General features: G+C 42.2%; 17 protein-coding genes. 13 read left to right on the forward strand and 4 right to left on the reverse strand.

What is annotated here, in order from left to right:
- The first annotated feature begins 171 nt into the window (after positions 1-171).
- The 6 genes from IEE86_RS11120 (at position 172) to IEE86_RS11145 (ending at position 6,847) form a co-directional block, all read left to right on the forward strand.
- The gene (locus IEE86_RS11120; protein WP_191097288.1) at positions 172-1,383 is read left to right on the forward strand and encodes an argininosuccinate synthase; all 1,212 of its coding nucleotides are present in this window, start codon (positions 172-174) and stop codon (positions 1,381-1,383) included.
- Positions 1,380-2,753: an argininosuccinate lyase gene (gene argH / locus IEE86_RS11125; protein WP_191097289.1), complete on the forward strand. Its 1,374-nt coding sequence runs from the start codon at positions 1,380-1,382 to the stop codon at positions 2,751-2,753. The genes IEE86_RS11120 and argH overlap by 4 nt, the downstream gene beginning before the upstream one ends.
- 134 nt (positions 2,754-2,887) lie before the next feature.
- Positions 2,888-3,784 (forward strand): phosphotransferase, encoded by an 897-nt coding sequence (locus IEE86_RS11130; RefSeq protein WP_224740932.1) that lies wholly within the window; start codon positions 2,888-2,890, stop codon positions 3,782-3,784.
- A gap of 90 nt (positions 3,785-3,874) precedes the next feature.
- Positions 3,875-4,630: an SDR family oxidoreductase gene (locus IEE86_RS11135; protein WP_191097290.1), complete on the forward strand. Its 756-nt coding sequence runs from the start codon at positions 3,875-3,877 to the stop codon at positions 4,628-4,630.
- A gap of 65 nt (positions 4,631-4,695) precedes the next feature.
- Positions 4,696-5,379 (forward strand): metal-dependent hydrolase, encoded by a 684-nt coding sequence (locus tag IEE86_RS11140; RefSeq protein ID WP_191097291.1) that lies wholly within the window; start codon positions 4,696-4,698, stop codon positions 5,377-5,379.
- Between the two features lie 145 nt (positions 5,380-5,524).
- A complete protein-coding gene (locus IEE86_RS11145; RefSeq protein ID WP_034279630.1) occupies positions 5,525-6,847 on the forward strand; it encodes a CBS domain-containing protein in 1,323 nt (440 codons plus the stop codon).
- A gap of 38 nt (positions 6,848-6,885) precedes the next feature.
- Here the strand turns inward: IEE86_RS11145 and IEE86_RS11150 are convergent, their stop codons facing one another.
- Entirely contained in the window at positions 6,886-7,188 is a 303-nt protein-coding gene (locus IEE86_RS11150) for a YtpI family protein (RefSeq protein ID WP_191097292.1), read from the reverse strand.
- Between the two features lie 147 nt (positions 7,189-7,335).
- On the opposite strand from IEE86_RS11150, the gene IEE86_RS11155 reads away from it, so the two are divergent.
- On the forward strand, positions 7,336-8,277 hold the full coding sequence (locus IEE86_RS11155) for a DHH family phosphoesterase (protein WP_191097293.1): 942 nt from the start codon (positions 7,336-7,338) through the stop codon (positions 8,275-8,277).
- Positions 8,278-8,324: 47 nt separating this feature from the next.
- Here the strand turns inward: IEE86_RS11155 and IEE86_RS11160 are convergent, their stop codons facing one another.
- The 3 genes from IEE86_RS11160 to ytrH form a co-directional block, all read right to left on the reverse strand.
- Positions 8,325-8,510, reverse strand: coding sequence for a YtzJ family protein (locus tag IEE86_RS11160; RefSeq protein WP_047945299.1), 186 nt, complete (start codon positions 8,508-8,510; stop codon positions 8,325-8,327).
- Positions 8,511-8,619: 109 nt separating this feature from the next.
- The gene (ytrI, locus tag IEE86_RS11165; RefSeq protein WP_191097294.1) at positions 8,620-9,123 is read right to left on the reverse strand and encodes a sporulation membrane protein YtrI; all 504 of its coding nucleotides are present in this window, start codon (positions 9,121-9,123) and stop codon (positions 8,620-8,622) included.
- Positions 9,120-9,461, reverse strand: a complete 342-nt coding sequence (ytrH, locus tag IEE86_RS11170; RefSeq protein WP_034320977.1) for a sporulation membrane protein YtrH — start codon at positions 9,459-9,461, stop codon at positions 9,120-9,122. Before ytrH ends, ytrI begins: the two co-directional genes overlap by 4 nt.
- 137 nt (positions 9,462-9,598) lie before the next feature.
- Between ytrH and dnaE the strand changes: the two genes are divergently transcribed.
- From dnaE to pyk, 6 genes are all read left to right on the forward strand, one after another.
- Positions 9,599-12,934, forward strand: coding sequence for a DNA polymerase III subunit alpha (dnaE, locus tag IEE86_RS11175; protein WP_191097295.1), 3,336 nt, complete (start codon positions 9,599-9,601; stop codon positions 12,932-12,934).
- Positions 12,935-13,075: 141 nt separating this feature from the next.
- On the forward strand, positions 13,076-14,308 hold the full coding sequence (gene ystJ, locus IEE86_RS11180) for an NADP-dependent malic enzyme (protein WP_191097296.1): 1,233 nt from the start codon (positions 13,076-13,078) through the stop codon (positions 14,306-14,308).
- Between the two features lie 304 nt (positions 14,309-14,612).
- Positions 14,613-15,488, forward strand: a complete 876-nt coding sequence (accD, locus tag IEE86_RS11185) for an acetyl-CoA carboxylase, carboxyltransferase subunit beta (RefSeq protein WP_191097297.1) — start codon at positions 14,613-14,615, stop codon at positions 15,486-15,488.
- Complete coding sequence (gene accA / locus IEE86_RS11190; protein ID WP_191097298.1) at positions 15,473-16,450, forward strand: acetyl-CoA carboxylase carboxyl transferase subunit alpha; 978 nt, start codon at positions 15,473-15,475, stop codon at positions 16,448-16,450. The genes accD and accA overlap by 16 nt, the downstream gene beginning before the upstream one ends.
- A gap of 341 nt (positions 16,451-16,791) precedes the next feature.
- Positions 16,792-17,751, forward strand: a complete 960-nt coding sequence (pfkA, locus tag IEE86_RS11195; protein ID WP_191097299.1) for a 6-phosphofructokinase — start codon at positions 16,792-16,794, stop codon at positions 17,749-17,751.
- A 27-nt stretch (positions 17,752-17,778) separates the two neighbouring features.
- A complete protein-coding gene (gene pyk, locus IEE86_RS11200; RefSeq protein ID WP_191097300.1) occupies positions 17,779-19,539 on the forward strand; it encodes a pyruvate kinase in 1,761 nt (586 codons plus the stop codon).
- The last annotated feature ends 81 nt before the right edge of the window (positions 19,540-19,620 follow it).

Raw genomic sequence — 19,620 nt, forward strand, 5'->3', positions numbered from 1 at the left:
AAAATGACTCTGCCAAGAAAATTTGGCAGAGTTTTTTTCATAAAGGGGTTGAAAAAACAATTTTTCCTTGTTACAGTGTATACATACTAAATGCATGTTTATAAATTAAAACTTATTTTTATGCAAAAAAACATTCACAGAATCAAAACAAGCGAGAGGAGCTTTTCAATCATGTCACAAAATAAAAAAGTCGTATTAGCATATTCCGGAGGTCTTGATACCTCTGTTGCAGTTAAATGGTTACAAGAGCAAGGATACGAAGTCGTTGCTTGCTGCCTGGACGTAGGTGAAGGAAAAGACTTAGCATTCGTTCAACAAAAAGCGCTTCAAGTCGGAGCGGTTCAGTCTTACATGATCGACGCAAAAGAAGAATTTGCTGAAGAATTTGCACTGACTGCACTGCAAGCACACACCATGTATGAAGGAAAATACCCGCTTGTGTCTGCACTATCTCGTCCACTGATTGCAAAAAAATTAGTAGAAGTCGCAGAGAAAGAAAATGCAGTTGCAGTTGCTCACGGATGTACAGGAAAAGGAAACGACCAAGTTCGTTTTGAAGTATCCATTAAAGCATTGAATCCAGATCTAGAAGTTCTTGCACCAGTGCGTGAGTGGAAATGGTCTCGTGATGAAGAAATCGATTATGCACAAAAGCATGGTATTCCAATTCCGATTAACTTAGACAGCCCATATTCAATCGACCAAAACCTTTGGGGCAGAAGTAACGAATGTGGCATTTTAGAAGATCCTTGGGCTGCGCCACCAGAAGGCGCATACGATCTGACAAATCCACTTGAAAAAACACCTGACACACCTGAAATCATTGAAATCACGTTTGAAAAAGGAAAACCAACAGCCATTGACGGTATCCAGTATTCATTATCTGATCTCATCCTTCATTTAAATGAAGTCGCTGGACAGCATGGCGTTGGCAGAATCGATCACGTTGAAAACCGTCTTGTTGGCATCAAATCTCGTGAAGTGTATGAGTGCCCAGGTGCTGTCACACTTCTAAAAGCACATAAAGAGCTTGAAGACTTGACGCTTGTTAAAGAAGTCGCGCACTTTAAGCCAATCGTTGAACAAAAAATGGCTGAATTAATATACAACGGCTTATGGTTCTCACCGCTTAAAGGAGCACTTGACGCATTCTTACAAGAAACACAACAGAACGTAACAGGTATTGTCCGTGTGAAACTATTTAAAGGCCATGCGATTGTTGAAGGACGTAAATCACCATATTCACTTTATGATGAAAATCTAGCAACTTACACAAAAGCAGATGAATTCGATCATGATGCAGCGGTAGGATTTATTAACCTTTGGGGCTTACCAACAAAAGTAAACAGCATCGTGAACAAAAAGGAGCAGGTTAAAGCATGAAAAAGCTTTGGGGAGGCCGATTTCAAAAAACACCAGAAAAATGGGTCGATGAGTTTGGCGCGTCCATTCATTTCGACAAACAATTAGTCAAAGAAGATCTGACCGGCTCCCTTGCTCATGCAAGTATGCTGAATACATGCGGTATCCTAGGTGATGAAGAGGCCGCTGTCATCAAAGACGGACTGAATACGCTCATGAAAAAGGCAGAGGCGGATGAACTAGAATTCTCAGTGGATTATGAGGACATTCATTTAAACCTTGAAAAAATGCTCATTGATGAGATTGGACCGCTTGGCGGCAAATTGCACACAGCGAGAAGCCGAAATGATCAGGTCGCAACCGATATGCATTTATATTTGAATAACCAAGTAGAGCATATCATTGAGCTGATCTCTTCCTTTCAAACAGTTCTTGTAGAAAAAGCAGAACAGCACGTTGAAACGATTTTTCCAGGATATACGCACCTGCAGCGTGCACAGCCTATTTCCTTTGCCCATCATATGCTCGCCTATTTTTGGATGCTTGAGCGTGACAAAGCGCGTTTTCAAGATTCATTAAAGCGAATTAACGTGTCTCCACTTGGATGCGGGGCGCTAGCAGGAACGACATTCCCGATTGACCGTGAATATACAGCAGAGCTGCTTGGCTTTGACCACATTTACGAAAACAGCCTTGATGGCGTGAGTGATCGGGATTTCATATTAGAGTTCTTGTCTAATAGCAGCCTTGTGATGATGCACCTCTCACGTCTTTGTGAGGAAATCATTTTATGGTGCTCTCAAGAATTCAAATTCATTGAGCTTGATGACACGTACGCAACAGGCAGCAGCATGATGCCGCAAAAGAAAAACCCGGATATGGCTGAATTAATCCGCGGAAAAACGGGCCGTGTATATGGCAACCTGATGGGGCTTCTTACCATTATGAAAGGCTTGCCGCTTACGTATAACAAAGACCTGCAAGAAGATAAAGAAGGCATGTTTGATACAGTGAAAACCATCGCTGGCAGCCTGCAAATCTTCACAGGCATGATTCAAACAATGACAGTGAACGAAGATGTCATGAAAAAAGCAACAAAAGAAGATTTCTCAAATGCGACAGAAGTGGCAGACTACCTTGCGAAAAAAGGCATGCCATTCCGTGAAGCTCACGAAATCGTTGGCAAGCTTGTGTATACGTGCATTCAAAAAGGCATCTACTTAAGTGATCTTCCTTTCGAAACATTTACAGAAGCAAGCAACCTCTTCGAACAAGACATTTACACCGTTCTTGATCCGTATGTGGCTGTTGAAAAAAGAACAAGTGCAGGTGGAACTGGATTCAAGCAAATCCAGCTCGCTTTAGAAAAAGCAAAAGCCTGCCTAGCATAAAACGTCAAAAAACCATTCGTATGATACGGATGGTTTTTTGCTCTTCTCCAAAAAAGGAGATTCATCCTCTTTGGAGAAAATGAAAGCATACCAGCGTCAAGATGAAGAGGGAGTGAGAGCAGATCATAAAGAAAATGCTAGAGGCTTTGTTTCATCAACCGATCGTTTCAGTTCAAACGTTAGGAGAACAATATGCTGGACGGGCTAATGATGTGTGGCTGATCTCCTTACAAGATAAAACGGAATATGTGATAAAATCCCCTAAAACTGCAAGAGAAGAAAGTGAGTTTGTCTTTGGGATCAATATGATCTATGGCGTAGATGCCCATACTGTACAAGAGCATATCGATCAAATCAATCAACAGCTGTCTCATGCAAATTCCTTTCATATTCCAGAAGTTGTTTGTCAAGTGAAGAAGGCAGGGAGACATTATAATGTAATGGAAAAAGTAGAAGGAACACCTTTAACATCATTTGAGGGACGTTCATCAGAATTCTATCAGGATTATGGGAGAAAACTAGCACGTCTTCATTCATATCGAACTCACTATTTCGGTGCAGTATTCGCAGCTGAAAAGAGGCATTTGAGAGAATTCCATGCTATTTTAAAAAAGGCTGTGTCCAAACTCATCAGCCGCTATTACGCTGATCAGCCTGAATTTCAGTATTATGCAGAAATTGTGCAGCAAAAGCTTGAAAAGCTAAGTCCTCCTGATTCAACGAGCCTTATTTTAATTGATTTAGACCCGTCTCAATATATTGAAAAAGATGATCAAGTGACGAGTCTAGTTGATACGGAATATGTCGTATATGGACCACCTGCGTTTGATTTTATTGCACTAGAATACCTTTTGACGAAAGAAGCTGCCCGCGATGTTCAATTGGGCTATGAAGAGATTTGCCCGCTCCCTCGCCAGCTTCATGAGGTGAGAGAATGCTATCGTTTTGTTTCGCTACTTCTCGATATTCATGGCTCATGGGATATGAAAAAGTGGATGAATCACCCTGTACTATTTTACCCGCATCGATAAAGGGTTCAGAAGTGCGCCGAATGCTTGTTTATAGTAAAGTAAAGATAAGAAACATGTGAACTTGCAACCTTTGCTTTAGGAGGAGATTGTGTGCGACACGCATTAATAACAGCGGGTTCTAAAGGGCTTGGCCGGAAAGTCACCGAGTCTTTACTGAATATGGGGTATTCTGTGACAGTCAATTATCGAAGTGATGATGAAGCTGTCCGGCAGATGAAAGAAGAATTGCAGCCATACGAAGAAAAGCTTCAATTTGTCCAAGGTGATGTGACAAACAAAGAAGATTTAAAAAACATGGTAGAGCTGGCAGCAGAGCGATTTGGGCGGATAGATGCCTTGATTAATAATGCCGGTCCTTATATCTTTGAACGAAAGAAACTGGCGGATTATACAGAAGATGAATGGTATCAAATGATGGAAGGCAACCTATCAGCAGTGTTCCATTTGTTCCGAATGGTCATCCCAATGATGAGAAAGCAAGGCTTTGGCCGCATTATTACGTATGGCTTCCAAGGGGCAGATCATGCACCAGGCTGGATGCATAGGTCAGCCTTTGGAGCGGCAAAAGTGGGGCTGGCGTCCTTGACGAAAACCATTGCCATTGAAGAAGCCGAAAATGGCATCACGGCCAATATGGTTTGTCCAGGCAAAATCGTTGGAGACATGAAAGAATCTACAATAGAAGAAGCACGTCAGATCAAAGACGACGAAACGCCTATTGGCAGGTCTGGTACAGGCGAGGATATCGGGCGCATCATCTCCTTTTTATGTGATGATCGATCAGACCTGATTACAGGGACCGTCATTGAAGCAACAGGTGGTCTTAATGTCATTCATAGACACTAAGTTATTTAGCTTTTTATAGAGGGAATACATGATAGAAGATTAAAATCGAAAGGTGGACATACTACATGAAAGCTACATACCATGGACATTCAGTCGTACACATTGAAACAAACGGATACCATATTTGGATTGATCCATTTTTAAATGGGAATAAGCATACAGATATCAAACCACAAGATGTCAAAGCAGATGTCATTTTGCTGACACACGGACATGGAGATCATCTTGGTGACACCATTGAAATAGCTAAAAATAATGACGCTCTCGTTGTCGCACCAAATGAACTTGCTGTTTATTTAAGCTGGCAAGGCGTGAAAACCCACCCACTTCATATCGGCGGCGGACGTGAGTTTGAATTTGGTAAAGTCAAGCTTACGCAAGCGTTTCATGGTTCAGCTGTCATTGATGAAGACGCGAAAACGATTACGTATACAGGTATGCCATCAGGTATTTTATTTACCGCTGAGGGCAAAACGATTTATCATGCAGGAGACACTGCACTCTTTTCAGATATGAAGCTGATCGGTGAACTGAATCATATTGACCTTGCATTCCTTCCAATCGGTGATAACTTCACCATGGGCCCAGACGATGCAAGAATCGCAGCAGAATGGCTTCGTGCAAAGCAGGTCGTTCCGATTCACTACAGCACGTTCCCGCCAATCGAGCAGGACCCGCATGCATTTGCAGACAGTTTGCATGGCGGTGTCGGTCACGTGTTAAACAGCGGAGAATCCATCGATCTTTAATCATGATAAAGAAAAGCTGGCACACAAGCCGGCTTTTTTGTTTGCCTGTATCGTCCTGGCGTAAAAGACAAATTGCTATTAAAAGCCTCCTGCCTTTATAATGAAACATAGATGAAAACGTTGAAAACAAAAAGGGTGAACGGGATTGGCGACAAAGCATGAGCAAATTTTATCGTATATTGATTCATTAGATGTCGGAGAGAAAATTTCTGTCCGGCGCATAGCGAAAGAAATGAAAGTAAGTGAAGGAACCGCTTACCGGGCCATCAAAGATGCTGAAAATAAAGGGTTCGTTAGCACCATTGAACGCGTCGGTACCATTCGAATTGAACAGAAGAAAAAAGAAAATATTGAAAAGCTGACATATGCAGAAGTGGTCAATGTCATTGACGGACAGGTGCTAGGAGGAAGAGCGGGTTTACATAAAACGTTAAATAAATTTGTCATCGGTGCGATGGAGCTGGATGCAATGATGCGATATACCGCAGCTGGCAACCTGCTGATCGTCGGAAACAGAATCAATGCCCACAGGCAAGCGTTAGAGGCAGGGGCGGCTGTGCTGGTCACAGGTGGATTCTCAACAGATGATGAGATTATTCAGCTCGCAGACGAGCTTGAACTGCCGATTTTATCGACAAGCTACGATACATTTACTGTAGCAGCTCTCATTAACAGAGCCATTTATGACCAATTAATTAAAAAAGAAATTGTGCTTGTGGAAGATATTTTAACGCCGATTGAACGGACTGTGTATTTATCACCAGAGGATAAGCTTGAGAAATGGTATGAAAAGAATTATGAAACAGGCCACGGCCGTTTCCCAGTAGCTGATGATCAAATGAAGATTCACGGGATTCTTACCTCAAAGGATATTGCGGGCCATGACCGCTCCACACCGATTGAAAAGGTGATGACGAAAAATCCGCTGACGGTCATTGGGAAAACATCTGTCGCCTCAGCTGCACAAATGATGGTGTGGGAAGGGATTGAGGTGCTGCCAGTTGTAGATGATCATGCGAAGCTGATTGGGATGATCAGCCGTCAGGATGTGCTCAAGGCGCTCCAAATGATTCAAAAGCAGCCGCAGGTCGGCGAAAAACTGGATGATGTTGTCTCAAGAGGGTTTAAAGAGACTGACACAGAAAAACCAAAAGCAGATGCGGTGTATCAATATGAGGTCACACCACAAATGACGAACCAGCTTGGCAATATTTCATATGGGGTGTTTACCCAAATTTTAATTGAATCTGCCAACCGCTTCTTAAAATCTCATAAAAAAGGCGAGTTGATTGTTGAAAGTCTTTCTGTCTACTTCTTAAAACCGGTACAAATGGAGTCCACGATACAGATCAAGCCGAATATTTTAGAAGTAGGACGCAAGTTTGGGAAGCTGGAAGTAGAGGTGTACCACCAATCGAATATCGTAGGGAAAGCGATGCTGATGGTGCAGCTGATGGAGAGAGGTTAAATGAAAAAGAAGGGCGAAGCACTCGCCCTTCCCGCTTATTACGCATGATCCTTTTCGCCATCCTTTAAAAAGAGCGGAAGATAATGCTTGTAGGCTTTATACCCAGCCCACGTACTGCCGATACCAACTGCAACAAAAATAAACCCAATGACAAATGCGAGTGACGAGCGGTTTAAAAATAACTGATTCACACCGAAGAGCAGGACAAAGCATCCAAGTGCCATACTGGATTTGGCAGACCAGAATTTCTTCTCGACCGGCCGGTTCGTACGGACATTCTTTGCTTTGTAGTATAAATAAAACATGGCAGAACAAATAATAAACACAATCAAAACAAGCATGTGCCAAGCCCCCATTGTAAGTGGTTACAACCCTATTTTAAACGTAAATAGGCTTGCTTACTAGAATAAATTGTCTATTCCTCACTTTTCCGTCAGGATAGATTATGATTTAATAATAAAAAGAGTATCGCAGAAGAAGGAGTTTTTATGAAAAAAGAACTGATTAGAACCATATCATTATATGACACCATCATCATCCATAGACATGTAAGGCCAGATCCTGATGCGTATGGATCACAGTGCGGCCTTACGGAAATCTTACGTGCCACCTATCCAGAAAAAAATATTTATGCGACAGGAACTCAGGAGCCATCCCTTTCATTTTTATATGAACTCGATGAGGTACCAGACGAAGTGTACAAAGGTGCCCTTGTCATTGTCTGTGATACGGCCAATCAAGCAAGAATTGATGATCAGCGCTATTCAATGGGTGATAAGCTGATGAAAATTGATCATCATCCAAATGAAGACCCCTATGGTGACCTGCTTTGGGTGGATACAGAGGCAAGCTCTGTGAGTGAGATGATTTATGAATTGTATTTAGAGGGGAAAGAAGAAGGATATCAGCTGAATACAAAGGCGGCTGAACTAATTTATGCCGGCATTGTAGGAGATACAGGCCGCTTCCTTTTCCCGAATACAACGAAAAAGACACTTAAATATGCAGGAGAACTCATCGAATATCCATTTTCATCTTCAGACCTTTTCAATCAATTGTATGAGACGGATTTGAATGTCGTGAAATTAAATGGCTATATTTTTCAACATATCTCTTTATCAGAGAATGGAGTTGCTTCTGTTTTTATTAAGCGTGATATTTTGGAATCGTTCCAAACAACAGCGCAGCAAGCCTCACAGCTTGTTGGAACACTTGGAAATATTGCAGGTATTAAAGCTTGGGTCTTTTTTGTGGAAGAAAACGATCAGATTCGTGTCAGATTCCGCTCTAAAGGCGTTGTCATTAACACCATTGCTAAAAAATATCATGGCGGCGGTCACCCGCTGGCAGCCGGTGCGTCCATATATGATTGGGCAGTGGCAGATGAGATTTTGCGTGATTTAGAAGAGGTATGTAAATCATCATCGTGAGAGAGGGTTCAAGCTCCCTCTCTCTTTTTTGATATTGGAGAAAAGGGTTACTTGGATACAGGGATAAACCAGCAGCCGATGTGCGTTGAATCTTCATAGGCTTGGAGATTTTGATGCTTTAATTCTTTTTTAATTAAATGAGCCATCATTTCTGTCTCAGCATAAGCACACATGCCGTCTTTGATACGGCTTGCTTTGTCTCGTGCCATTTGACGATAGCTGTAAACCTCCATTGTCCTCACCTCTTTCTATTTAGGATGTCGTTCTTCTTTTAGTGTATAAAAATTAGGAATAAAAAGCGATCATTGAGGGCAGAAATTCATAAAAATTCCACATGATCATTTATTCAGCAAATGAAATACGCACTTCTAGTGAAAGCTTCGTATAAATCGTCAGCTCTGTCACTTTGGCGTGGTATGCCTTTTCCCGAATCGTATATTCTTTATTTTCCACCGTTCGTTTTAATAATTCCTTTGTTTTATACACACTTTCAATATCCTTTGTGATGACCTCTGAAATGTCCTCTTTGACCTGATCCTCAAACTTGAGTGTATCCGGCTCCGGGATTTTATACTGCTCACGATTCACGAGATGAACATCTACGCTTTGGATCAGCAGGCGCTGCTTATTATCCTCATTTAACTTATGCAAATCTTCCCGATAGAGTGTGATTTGTTCTTTCAGACTGTCCATATGGTGCTGCTGGCTACGGAGCAGCGTCACCTGCTTTTCCTGAAAGGTTCCATATGTAAAGAGGAAAATCAGCCAGCTGATAATCGCGCCGAACATCATCCCAGCAAAAAAACGCTGCCAGCCTGGACGTTTATAAAGCTCCGGGACTCTCATGATGACACATGCTCCTGCGTGAGCCACGTAATAATGAGATATCCCGTTTGTGCACCGCCCATGGCAGAGATAATTAATAAGATCTGCTTGAAAATATCACGTGTGTTGCCTTCGAAAATGCCTCTTTCAAAGCTATAGACCGCATCAAAGGTTCCGCCGATTGCAGCGACAAGCGCCCAAATTTTTAAACGGTTCGCAAGACTTGAAATAATAGATAGAGGCGGCTGACCAGATAAATAAGCACCTACACCGCCTATAATGGCCCCACCTAAAATCACCCCAAGTGCGATAAAATAACAACTAATAAAGTTTGGAATAAAGGCTTCCTTCACATCCATTTTTTCCACCTCACTCTATTCAATATATGGCGTGTTCTGGACAAGTATGAACGGACGGAAAAGAAAGAACATTTGTTTCTTACAGCATCGCGTTTTATAATGAAAGAATGACTTTAGACGAAAGGAGCGGATGAAGCATGTCTTATGTTCATCTTCAGGTCCACAGTGGATACAGCTTGTTAAGCAGTGCAGCTAAGGTCAAGGAGCTCGTGCTGAAAGCGAAAGAACTTGGCTACAAAGCGCTCGCTCTTACCGATGACCATGTGATGTATGGAACGGTTGAATTTTATAAGGAATGTAAAAAACATGGCATCAAGCCGGTGATCGGTTTAACAGCTTCTGTTTTCATAGATGAACAAGAGACAGAAGCTTATCCCTTGGTGCTCCTTGCAAAAAACAATGAAGGCTATCAAAATTTGATCAAGATTAGCAGTGTACTGAAATCAAAATCAAAAGCTGGTCTGAAACAAAAATGGCTGAAAAGCTACCATCATGGGCTCATTGCCATCACGCCAGGCACAACTGGCTATATTGAAACGCTGCTTGCGCAAGATCAGTTAGAAGAAGCGCACGATGCGGCAAGTCATTTGAAACGTATTTTTGGCGAGGGACATATGTACATTGCGCTTCAGCCATTTCAGCAAGACGAATCGCTTGCTGGAAAGCTGAGGGACGTCTCACAAAGTGCGGATATTCCTCTTGTCGCAACGGGAGATGTTCATTACATGAGCCGAGAGGACAAAACGGCGTATACATGCTTAAAGGCCATCAAAGCAGGACAGCAGCTTTCAGATATAGAGGAAGACCAAGGGGACAAGCATTTCAGATCCCTCGAAGAGATGATGGAATGGTATGCGGATGATCCTGAACTGCTTTCAAGAACGGTTGAGATCGCAGACCGCTGTGAAGTAGATTTAAATCTTGGACAAACAAAGCTGCCATCCTATCCAACTCCTGACCAATCAACAGCAGATCAGTTTTTACGCAGAATGTGCGCAGAAGGCATGAAACAAAGAAAAATCGCTTCAAATGAAATGTATGTCAAAAGGCTTGAGTATGAGCTAAGCATTATCCAAAAAATGAATTTCAGTGATTATTTTCTTATTGTATGGGATTTTATGAAGTATGCACATGACCAAGGCATTGTCACAGGTCCAGGACGGGGGTCAGCAGCAGGCTCACTTGTTGCCTATGTTCTGTTTATTACAGATGTCGATCCGATCCGTCATGGCCTTTTATTTGAGCGTTTTTTAAATCCTGAGCGGATCAGCATGCCGGATATTGATATTGATTTTCCTGACACGAGAAGAGATGAAATCATTTCTTATGTAAAGGACAAATACGGGGACATGCATGTGGCGCAAATTGTCACGTTTGGAACACTTGCAGCAAAAGCAGCCTTAAGGGATGTTGGACGTGTGATGGGGATTGACTCAAAGGCCGCTGACCGTCTCGCAAAGCTGATTCCATCTAAGCCAGGAACGACGCTGAAAGAAGCAGTGACTGCATCTCCTGAATTAAAAACGCTGCTTGAGCAATCAGAAGAGCTTCGAAAGGTTTTCCAAACCGCTTTGAAGGTAGAAGGCTTGCCACGACACACGTCGACACATGCAGCCGGCGTTGTGCTAAGCGAGGAGCCGCTGACGCAGATTGTGCCTATTCAAGAAGGCCATGATGGTGTGTATTTAACGCAATATGCCATGAATTATTTAGAGGATCTTGGACTTTTAAAGATGGATTTCTTAGGCTTAAGAAACTTAACGCTAATAGAATCCATTAAAAACCAGATTGAAAGACAGGAAAACGTCCACATTAACTTTAGTGACATTTCTTATCAAGATCAAAAAACGTTTGAATTGTTATCAGCGGGAGATACAACTGGGATTTTCCAGCTTGAATCACAGGGGATGCGCCAAGTGCTAAGACGGCTGAAACCTTCTAGTTTAGAAGACATCGTGGCAGTCAATGCCCTTTACCGGCCGGGTCCAATGGAGAATATCCCGCTCTTTATCGACCGAAAGCATGGCAGAGTGAAAGTCTCCTACCCGCATCCAGATTTGTATGACATCTTAAAGGATACATATGGGGTCATCGTCTATCAGGAGCAAATCATGCTGATTGCAGCGAAGATGGCAGGCTTTCAGCTGGGCGAGGCCGATCTATTAAGAAGAGCTGTTTCAAAGAAGGATAAAAAGGTCCTTGATGAAGAGCGAAGCCATTTTGTTGAAGGATGCCTAAAAAAGGAGTATCCTGTTAACATTGCAAATGACGTTTATGACTTAATCGTCAAATTTGCAAACTATGGTTTTAATAGAAGCCATGCTGTCGCATATAGCATGATTGGCTTTCAGCTTGCTTATTTAAAAGCGCATTATCCGTTATATTTTATGTGCGGACTTTTAACGAGTGTGATTGGAAACGAAGACAAAGTCGCTCAATATTTCTATGAGGCAAAGGAAAAAGGGATCTCTGTGTTGAAGCCTTCTATTAATAAGAGTGAATTTCCATTTACGGTTGAAAAAGGGGAGATCCGTTACAGCTTAAGAGCGATCAAAAATGTCGGAGTGTCAGCTGTAAAGGATATATACAGGGCAAGACAGGAAAAGCCGTTTGACGATTTATTTGATTTTTGCGCAAGGGTATCACCAAAGAGTGTCAACCGAAAAACGATTGAAGCGCTCATATTTTCAGGGGCGATGGATGAGTTTTATCCAAATCGGGCTTCGTTATTAGCATCTATAGATATTGCGTTAGACCACGTGTCATTTTTAAATCCTGAGGATCAGCTGGACTTTCTTGGGGATACAACCTTCTCTATTAAGCCAAAATATGCGGAGATAGAAGAACTGCCGCTTGTTGATCTCCTGCAATTTGAAAAAGAGGCACTCGGGTTATATTTATCTAATCATCCTGTACAAGCGTACCGAGATCGCTTAAGAGAGAATGGTGCAGTGGAAATCATCAGACTTTCTTCCTATATTAAGCGGAAGGTCTCAATGGGTGGTCTTTTGACAAAAGTGAAATCGATCCGGACAAAAAATGGACAATCGATGGCATTTGTTACATTTGGGGATGAAACGGGAGAAATGGAAGGCGTCGTCTTTCCAGAGCAATTTAGAAAGCTGTCCCCCTTACTTGAGGAGGGCGCCATGCTTTATGTTGAAGGCAGAATAGATGTCAGAAATGACAGCAGTCAAATCATCGTGCAAGAAGCGGTTCTGCTTGAAGAAATGGGCACAAAAAGAAAAGAGTCTGTCTACATTCGGGTAAAAGAAGAAAACCATACGCAGGAGCTGCTAGAGCAAGTAAAACGAGTGATCTCGATGCATAGCGGAGAAGCAGATGTGTATTTGTATTATGAGAAGCAAAAAAGGACGATGAGACTTCCAGATGCATACAAAGTTCATGCAGATCATGCGGTGATTTTCCAGTTAAAAGAGCTGCTCGGTGAACAAAACGTTGTGATTAAATGATGACAAATCGCCTGAATATGTTTTACAAATTCACCTATTGTGTTATCATTTTAAAGATTCTGTGTATTTAAAACTGCCAGTATGTGCTTATCAACTTAGCAATTCATTAAATCATTTTCCACTTGAAGGAGTGTTCATCACATGTCATTAAGAGAAGAAGCATTACATATGCACAAAGAGAATCAAGGCAAACTCGAATCAAAATCAAAAGTACAAGTGAAAAATGCGAAAGACTTAAGCTTGGCTTACTCACCTGGTGTTGCAGAACCATGTAAAGAAATTTATGACGACATAAGCAAAGTGTATGATTATACAATGAAAGGTAATATGGTCGCTGTTGTGACAGATGGAACCGCTGTTTTAGGGCTTGGAAATATTGGTGCTGAAGCATCTCTTCCAGTGATGGAAGGGAAAGCTGTATTATTCAAAAGCTTTGCAGGCGTAGATGCCTTCCCAATCGCGCTTGCAACGAACGATGTAGACAAAATCGTTGAAACAGTGAAGCTTCTTGAGCCGACTTTTGGCGGTGTCAATCTTGAAGATATTGCAGCCCCTAACTGTTTCATCATTGAAGAGCGTTTGAAAAAAGAGACAAACATTCCAGTTTTCCACGATGATCAGCATGGAACAGCGATTGTAACAGTAGCAGGACTTGTCAATGCCCTAAAACTGTCTGGAAAATCTATGTCTTCAATCAAAGTGGTGGCAAACGGCGCTGGAGCCGCAGGAATTGCGATCATCAAGCTTCTTTATCATTTCGGCGTACGTGATATCGTCATGTGTGATACAAAAGGCGCTATTTACGATGGCCGTCCGAACGGTATGAATGCAGTGAAAAACGAAGTAGCTAAATTCACGAACCAAGACCGTAAAGAAGGTTCATTAGAAGAAGTGATTGAAGGCGCAGATGTCTTCATCGGGGTATCAGTAGCAGGTGCTCTAACGAAAGAAATGGTTGGAAAAATGGCAAAAGATCCTGTCATTTTTGCAATGGCTAATCCAAATCCAGAGATCATGCCAGAAGATGCACATGCAGCAGGTGCAAGTGTTGTAGGAACTGGCCGTTCTGATTTCCCGAACCAGGTCAATAACGTACTTGCATTCCCAGGTATTTTCCGCGGAGCATTAGATGCGCGCGCGACACATATTAACGAAGAAATGAAAATTGCAGCTGTCGAAGCCATTGCTTCTCTAGTTTCAGAAGAAGAATTGACAGCTGAATACGTCATCCCTGCACCGTTTGATGCACGCGTAGCACCAGCGGTAGCAAAAGCTGTGGCAAAAGCAGCAATGGAAACGGGCGTTGCAAGAATCAAAGTCGACCCAGAAGCTGTCGCTGAAAAAACAAGAAAATTAACGATTATCGGCGAATAATCAACTGGAAAAGTGTGCACGTTCTTTCTGAAATTGGAGGAAAGGCGTGCACCATTTCCTCTCTTACGCGAAAATTTTTTCATCCGGAATGATATTTTTTTGTAGACGTTCACAACTCACATATATCAACTGCTCAGCGCCCCAAACCTATACTCATTTCTCATCAATTCCCCACTGAAAAAATGGAATGAAGGATGACAGCGTTTGACAAAAAAAGTACAATAGTTTCGGTACAGTGATGACATGTCCTATAATAGTGGATGTGCGTGTAAAGAAAAAACCCTTCAAAAAGGGAGGTAGTCATTTGTCAATCAAGAACATTTTCAGCAAAAAGAAAAAATATGCATCTGTACCCTCTGAACAGGCAAGTCAAGATGTGCCTGAAGGCATCATGACCAAATGTCCGCAATGTAAAAAAATAATGCTCACCAAAGAACTAGATAAAAATTTACGTGTTTGTATGAATTGCGGCAGGCATTTGCAAATGAATGCAAAACAGCGTATTGAAAGCCTTGTAGACGAAGGCACATTTGAAGAATTTAACGGGCACCTCATTTCAGAAAACCCGCTCGGTTTCCCAGGCTACGAAGAAAAGCTTGAGAAAGACAGAGAAAAAACATCTTTGAATGAAGCCATTGTCACAGGTAAAGGTGCAATTGAAGGCCAAAGTGCTGTGATTGCTGTCATGGATGCCACGTTCCGTATGGGCAGCATGGGCTCGGTCGTTGGTGAAAAAATCACACTGGCGATTGAGAAAGCAAAAGCGGACAAGGTGCCATTTATTATCTTTACTGCATCTGGCGGAGCGAGAATGCAAGAGGGGATTCTCAGTCTCATGCAGATGGCAAAAACAAGTTCAGCATTAAAGCTGTTCAGCGAGGACCAAGGTTTGATTATCTCTGTGATGACCAACCCGACAACGGGTGGTGTATCAGCTAGTTTCGCATCTCTTGGTGATTACAACTTTGCGGAACCTGGTGCATTAATTGGTTTTGCAGGTCGCAGAATCATTGAACAAACCATTCGTGAAGAGCTGCCAGAAGACTTCCAAACGGCTGAATTTTTATTGAAGCATGGTCAGCTCGATGCTGTGATCCACCGTGCAGACATGAAAGAAACACTAGGCAGAATCTTAGCATTACACAGCACAGGAGGTGAACGAGAGTGGCTGGAGAACTAGAATTTGAAAAGCCTGTCATTGAACTTCGAGCAAAAATTGATGAACTGAAAAAGTTGACACAAAACTCAGAAATGGATTTAAGTGCGGAAATTGAGCGCCTTGAAACGCGTCTGAGTAAGCTTGAAGCGGACATTTATACAAATTTAAAGCCGTGGGACAGAGTCCAAATTGCTCGTCATGCGATGCGTCCAACAACTCTCGATTACATTCAAGAGCTGTTTGACAACTTTTTCGAATGTCATGGTGATCGTTACTACGGCGATGATGAAGCCATTGTTGGAGGAATTGCCACGTTTAAAGGGCTTCCTGTCACTGTCATTGGCCATCAGCGCGGTAAAGACACAAAGGAAAACTTGCGCCGTAATTTCGGAATGCCTCATCCAGAAGGCTACCGTAAAGCGCTGCGGCTAATGAAACAAGCAGATAAATTTAATCGCCCTATCATTTGTTTTATTGATACAAAAGGAGCTTATCCTGGTAAAGCAGCTGAAGAACGCGGGCAAAGTGAAGCAATTGCGAAAAACCTATTCGAAATGGCAGGACTTCGCGTACCGGTTGTCTGTATTGTCATTGGAGAAGGCGGAAGTGGCGGAGCACTAGGCTTAGGCGTAGGAAACCACCTATTTATGCTAGAGAACTCAACATATTCAGTGATTTCACCAGAAGGTGCAGCTGCACTGCTCTGGAAGGACTCATCACTTGCGAAAAAAGCTGCAGAAACAATGAAAATTACCGCTCCAGACCTAAAAGAATTAGATATTATAGATGATGTTATTAAAGAAGTGCAAGGTGGAGCACATCGAGACGTGAAACAACAAGCAGCCTACATGGAAAAAACATTAAAGCAGTCACTTACATCTTTGCTCAAACTATCGCCAGAAGAATTAGTCGAACAAAGATATCAAAAATACAAAGCAATTGGCAAAGTGTCGATTGAAGATCAATATATTGGGGTAAACTAAATAAACGTACAGCCTTTTGGCTGGCGTTTATTTTTTTTCATCTTTTTTCATGAATACCGTCCTCATGTAAGCGCTATTTGAAAATAATTTTCTTTTGTTTTCATAAAATTTGAAACGTCTGAAAACCTTGATGGGATAAGGTTTATAGCGCATTGACCAATCGTTTTTTGAAAGATTTGCTTTCATGACTTTCTTAACTTTTGTTTAAAAACGGTTTATTTAATTGTATAATAAGTACGGTTTTAGAAATTCGTATTGAAAACATCCGGTTTTGCTCATGTTTGTTTTCAAGCAGTGGAAATGGTATGTTTAATTCATATATGGTCTCTGAGGTGAAAAAGATGAAGCGTATAGGAGTTTTAACGAGCGGTGGGGATTCCCCAGGAATGAATGCAGCTGTGCGCGCAGTTGTAAGGAAAGCTATTTACCATAATGTTGAAGTTTACGGCATTTATAATGGTTATTCAGGTCTCATTAACGGTAAAATTGAGAAACTCGAATTAGGTTCAGTAGGCGATATTATTCATCGTGGAGGAACAAAACTTTACACGGCAAGATGTCCTGAATTCAAGACAGTTGAAGGTCGTGAAAAAGGGATTGAAAACTTAAAAAAATTCGGTATTGAAGGACTTGTTGTTATCGGTGGAGATGGTTCATTCATGGGAGCGAAGAAATTAACAGAGCTCGGTTTTCCATGTGTAGGTGTCCCTGGCACGATTGACAACGATATTCCAGGTACTGATTTCACTATTGGCTTTGATACAGCACTGAATACTGTCATTGATGCCATTGATAAAATTCGTGATACAGCCACATCTCATGAACGTACATACGTCGTGGAAGTAATGGGTAGACACGCTGGTGATATTGCCCTTTGGTCAGGTCTTGCAGGCGGGGCCGAATCCATTTTGATTCCTGAAGCAGACTATGACATGGACGAAATTATTGCTAGGTTAAGAAGAGGACACGAGCGCGGCAAGAAGCATAGTATCATCATCGTAGCAGAAGGAGTAGGCAGCGGTGTTGAATTTGGTAAACGAATTGAAGAGGAGACAAGCCTTGAAACACGTGTATCTGTCTTAGGACATATTCAGCGCGGAGGTTCTCCAAGTGCGTTTGACCGAGTACTGGCAAGCCGTTTAGGAGCGTATGCAGTAGAACTTCTTCTAGAAGGAAGAGGCGGACACTGTGTAGGCATTCAAAGCAATGAGCTCGTTCATCACGATATTTTAGAAATCTTAGATAAAAAACATACAGTCGATCAACATATGTACCGACTTTCACAAGAGCTCTCTATATAAAACGAGAAGACCTTAGGAGGAACAGTAATGAGAAAGACAAAAATCGTTTGTACAATCGGTCCAGCAAGTGAAAGCATTGAAACGCTGACTGAATTGATTGAAGCAGGAATGGATGTAGCCAGACTAAACTTCTCTCATGGAGATTTTGACGAGCATGGTGCACGCATCGAAAACATTCGTAAAGCAGGTAAAACTTTAGGCAAGGACATTGCGATCCTTCTTGATACAAAAGGTCCAGAGATCCGTACACGTACAGTTGAAAACGGCTCAATTGAGCTAGTAGCTGGTGCTGATCTCATCGTAAGTATGGAAGACATTGTAGGGAATACGGAACGAATTAGTGTGACATACGAAGATTTAATTCATGATGTAGAAGTGGGTTCAACCATTCTATTAGACGATGGTCTCATCGGTTTAGAGGTCAAAGAACTCAACATGGACCGCAAAGAAATCGTCACGAAAGTCATGAATTCAGGCACGCTCAAAAACAAAAAAGGCGTAAACGTACCAGGTGTGAGTGTGAACCTGCCAGGTATTACAGAAAAAGATGCCAACGATATTCTATTCGGAATTGAACAAGGCGTCGATTTCATCGCAGCTTCTTTTGTTAGACGAGCTTCAGATGTTCTTGAAATTCGTGAGCTTCTTGAAAAGAACAACGCGGCTGACATTCAAATCATTCCTAAGATTGAAAACCAAGAGGGCGTTGATAACATCGACGAGATCCTTGAGGTGTCTGACGGTCTGATGGTTGCGCGTGGAGATCTTGGTGTAGAGATCCCGGCAGAAGAAGTACCGCTTGTTCAAAAAATGCTGATCAAAAAATGCAACCGTTTAGGCAAGCCTGTCATCACAGCAACTCAAATGCTAGACAGCATGCAGCGTAACCCTCGCCCAACTCGTGCGGAAGCAAGTGACGTGGCAAATGCTATTTTTGACGGCACAGATGCGATTATGCTTTCTGGTGAAACAGCAGCAGGGACATACCCAGTGGAAGCTGTGCAAACGATGCACAACATTGCATCACGTTCAGAGGAAGCCCTAAACTATAAAGCGATTCTTTCTCGCAGAAGCGAAGAAGTAGAAGTCAGCATTACAGATGCTATCGGCCAATCTGTTGCGCATACAGCAATGAAGCTTGACGTGGCAGCGATTGTGACACCTACTGAAAGCGGTCATACAGCGAGAATGATTTCAAAATATAGACCAAAAGCACCAATCGTTGCGGTCACAGCAAACGAATCAGTAGCAAGAAAGCTGTCTCTAGTATTCGGTGTATTTGCAAAGAGCGGATCAAATACGAATTCTACTGATGAAATGCTTGAGAATGCAGTAGAAAAGTCAATTGAAACTGGCTATGTCAGACATGGCGACTTGATCGTCATTACAGCAGGTGTACCAGTTGGCGAAACAGGTACAACGAACTTGATGAAAGTATATGTTGTCGGTGACATCATTGCGAAGGGTCAAGGAATTGGCCGTAAATCTGCATTTGGGCCGGTTGTCATTGCACAAAGCGGAAAAGAAGCAGAAGAAAAAATGTACGATGGTGCCATTCTTGTAGCGAACTGCACAGATCGTGATATGATGGGTGCTTTAGAGAAAGCATCTGCTCTTATCACAGAGGAAGGCGGTTTAACAAGCCATGCAGCAGTCGTTGGACTCAGCCTTGGCATTCCGGTGATTGTTGGTCTTGACAGCGCAACAACACTTTTAAAAGAAGGCGAAGAGATTACAGTAGATCCAGCACGCGGAGCGATCTACAAAGGCCGTGCAAGCGTCCTTTAAATCACACACGAGGGGAGTTGTCTGACTCCTCTCTTTTTTTATGTTACACTAAAAAAAGTAAACAGCTTTCAATGAAAGATA

Origin of the sequence: Bacillus crepusculi, assembly GCF_014764715.1 — a bacterium.
Taxonomy (GTDB): Bacteria; Bacillota; Bacilli; order Bacillales; family Bacillaceae; genus Bacillus.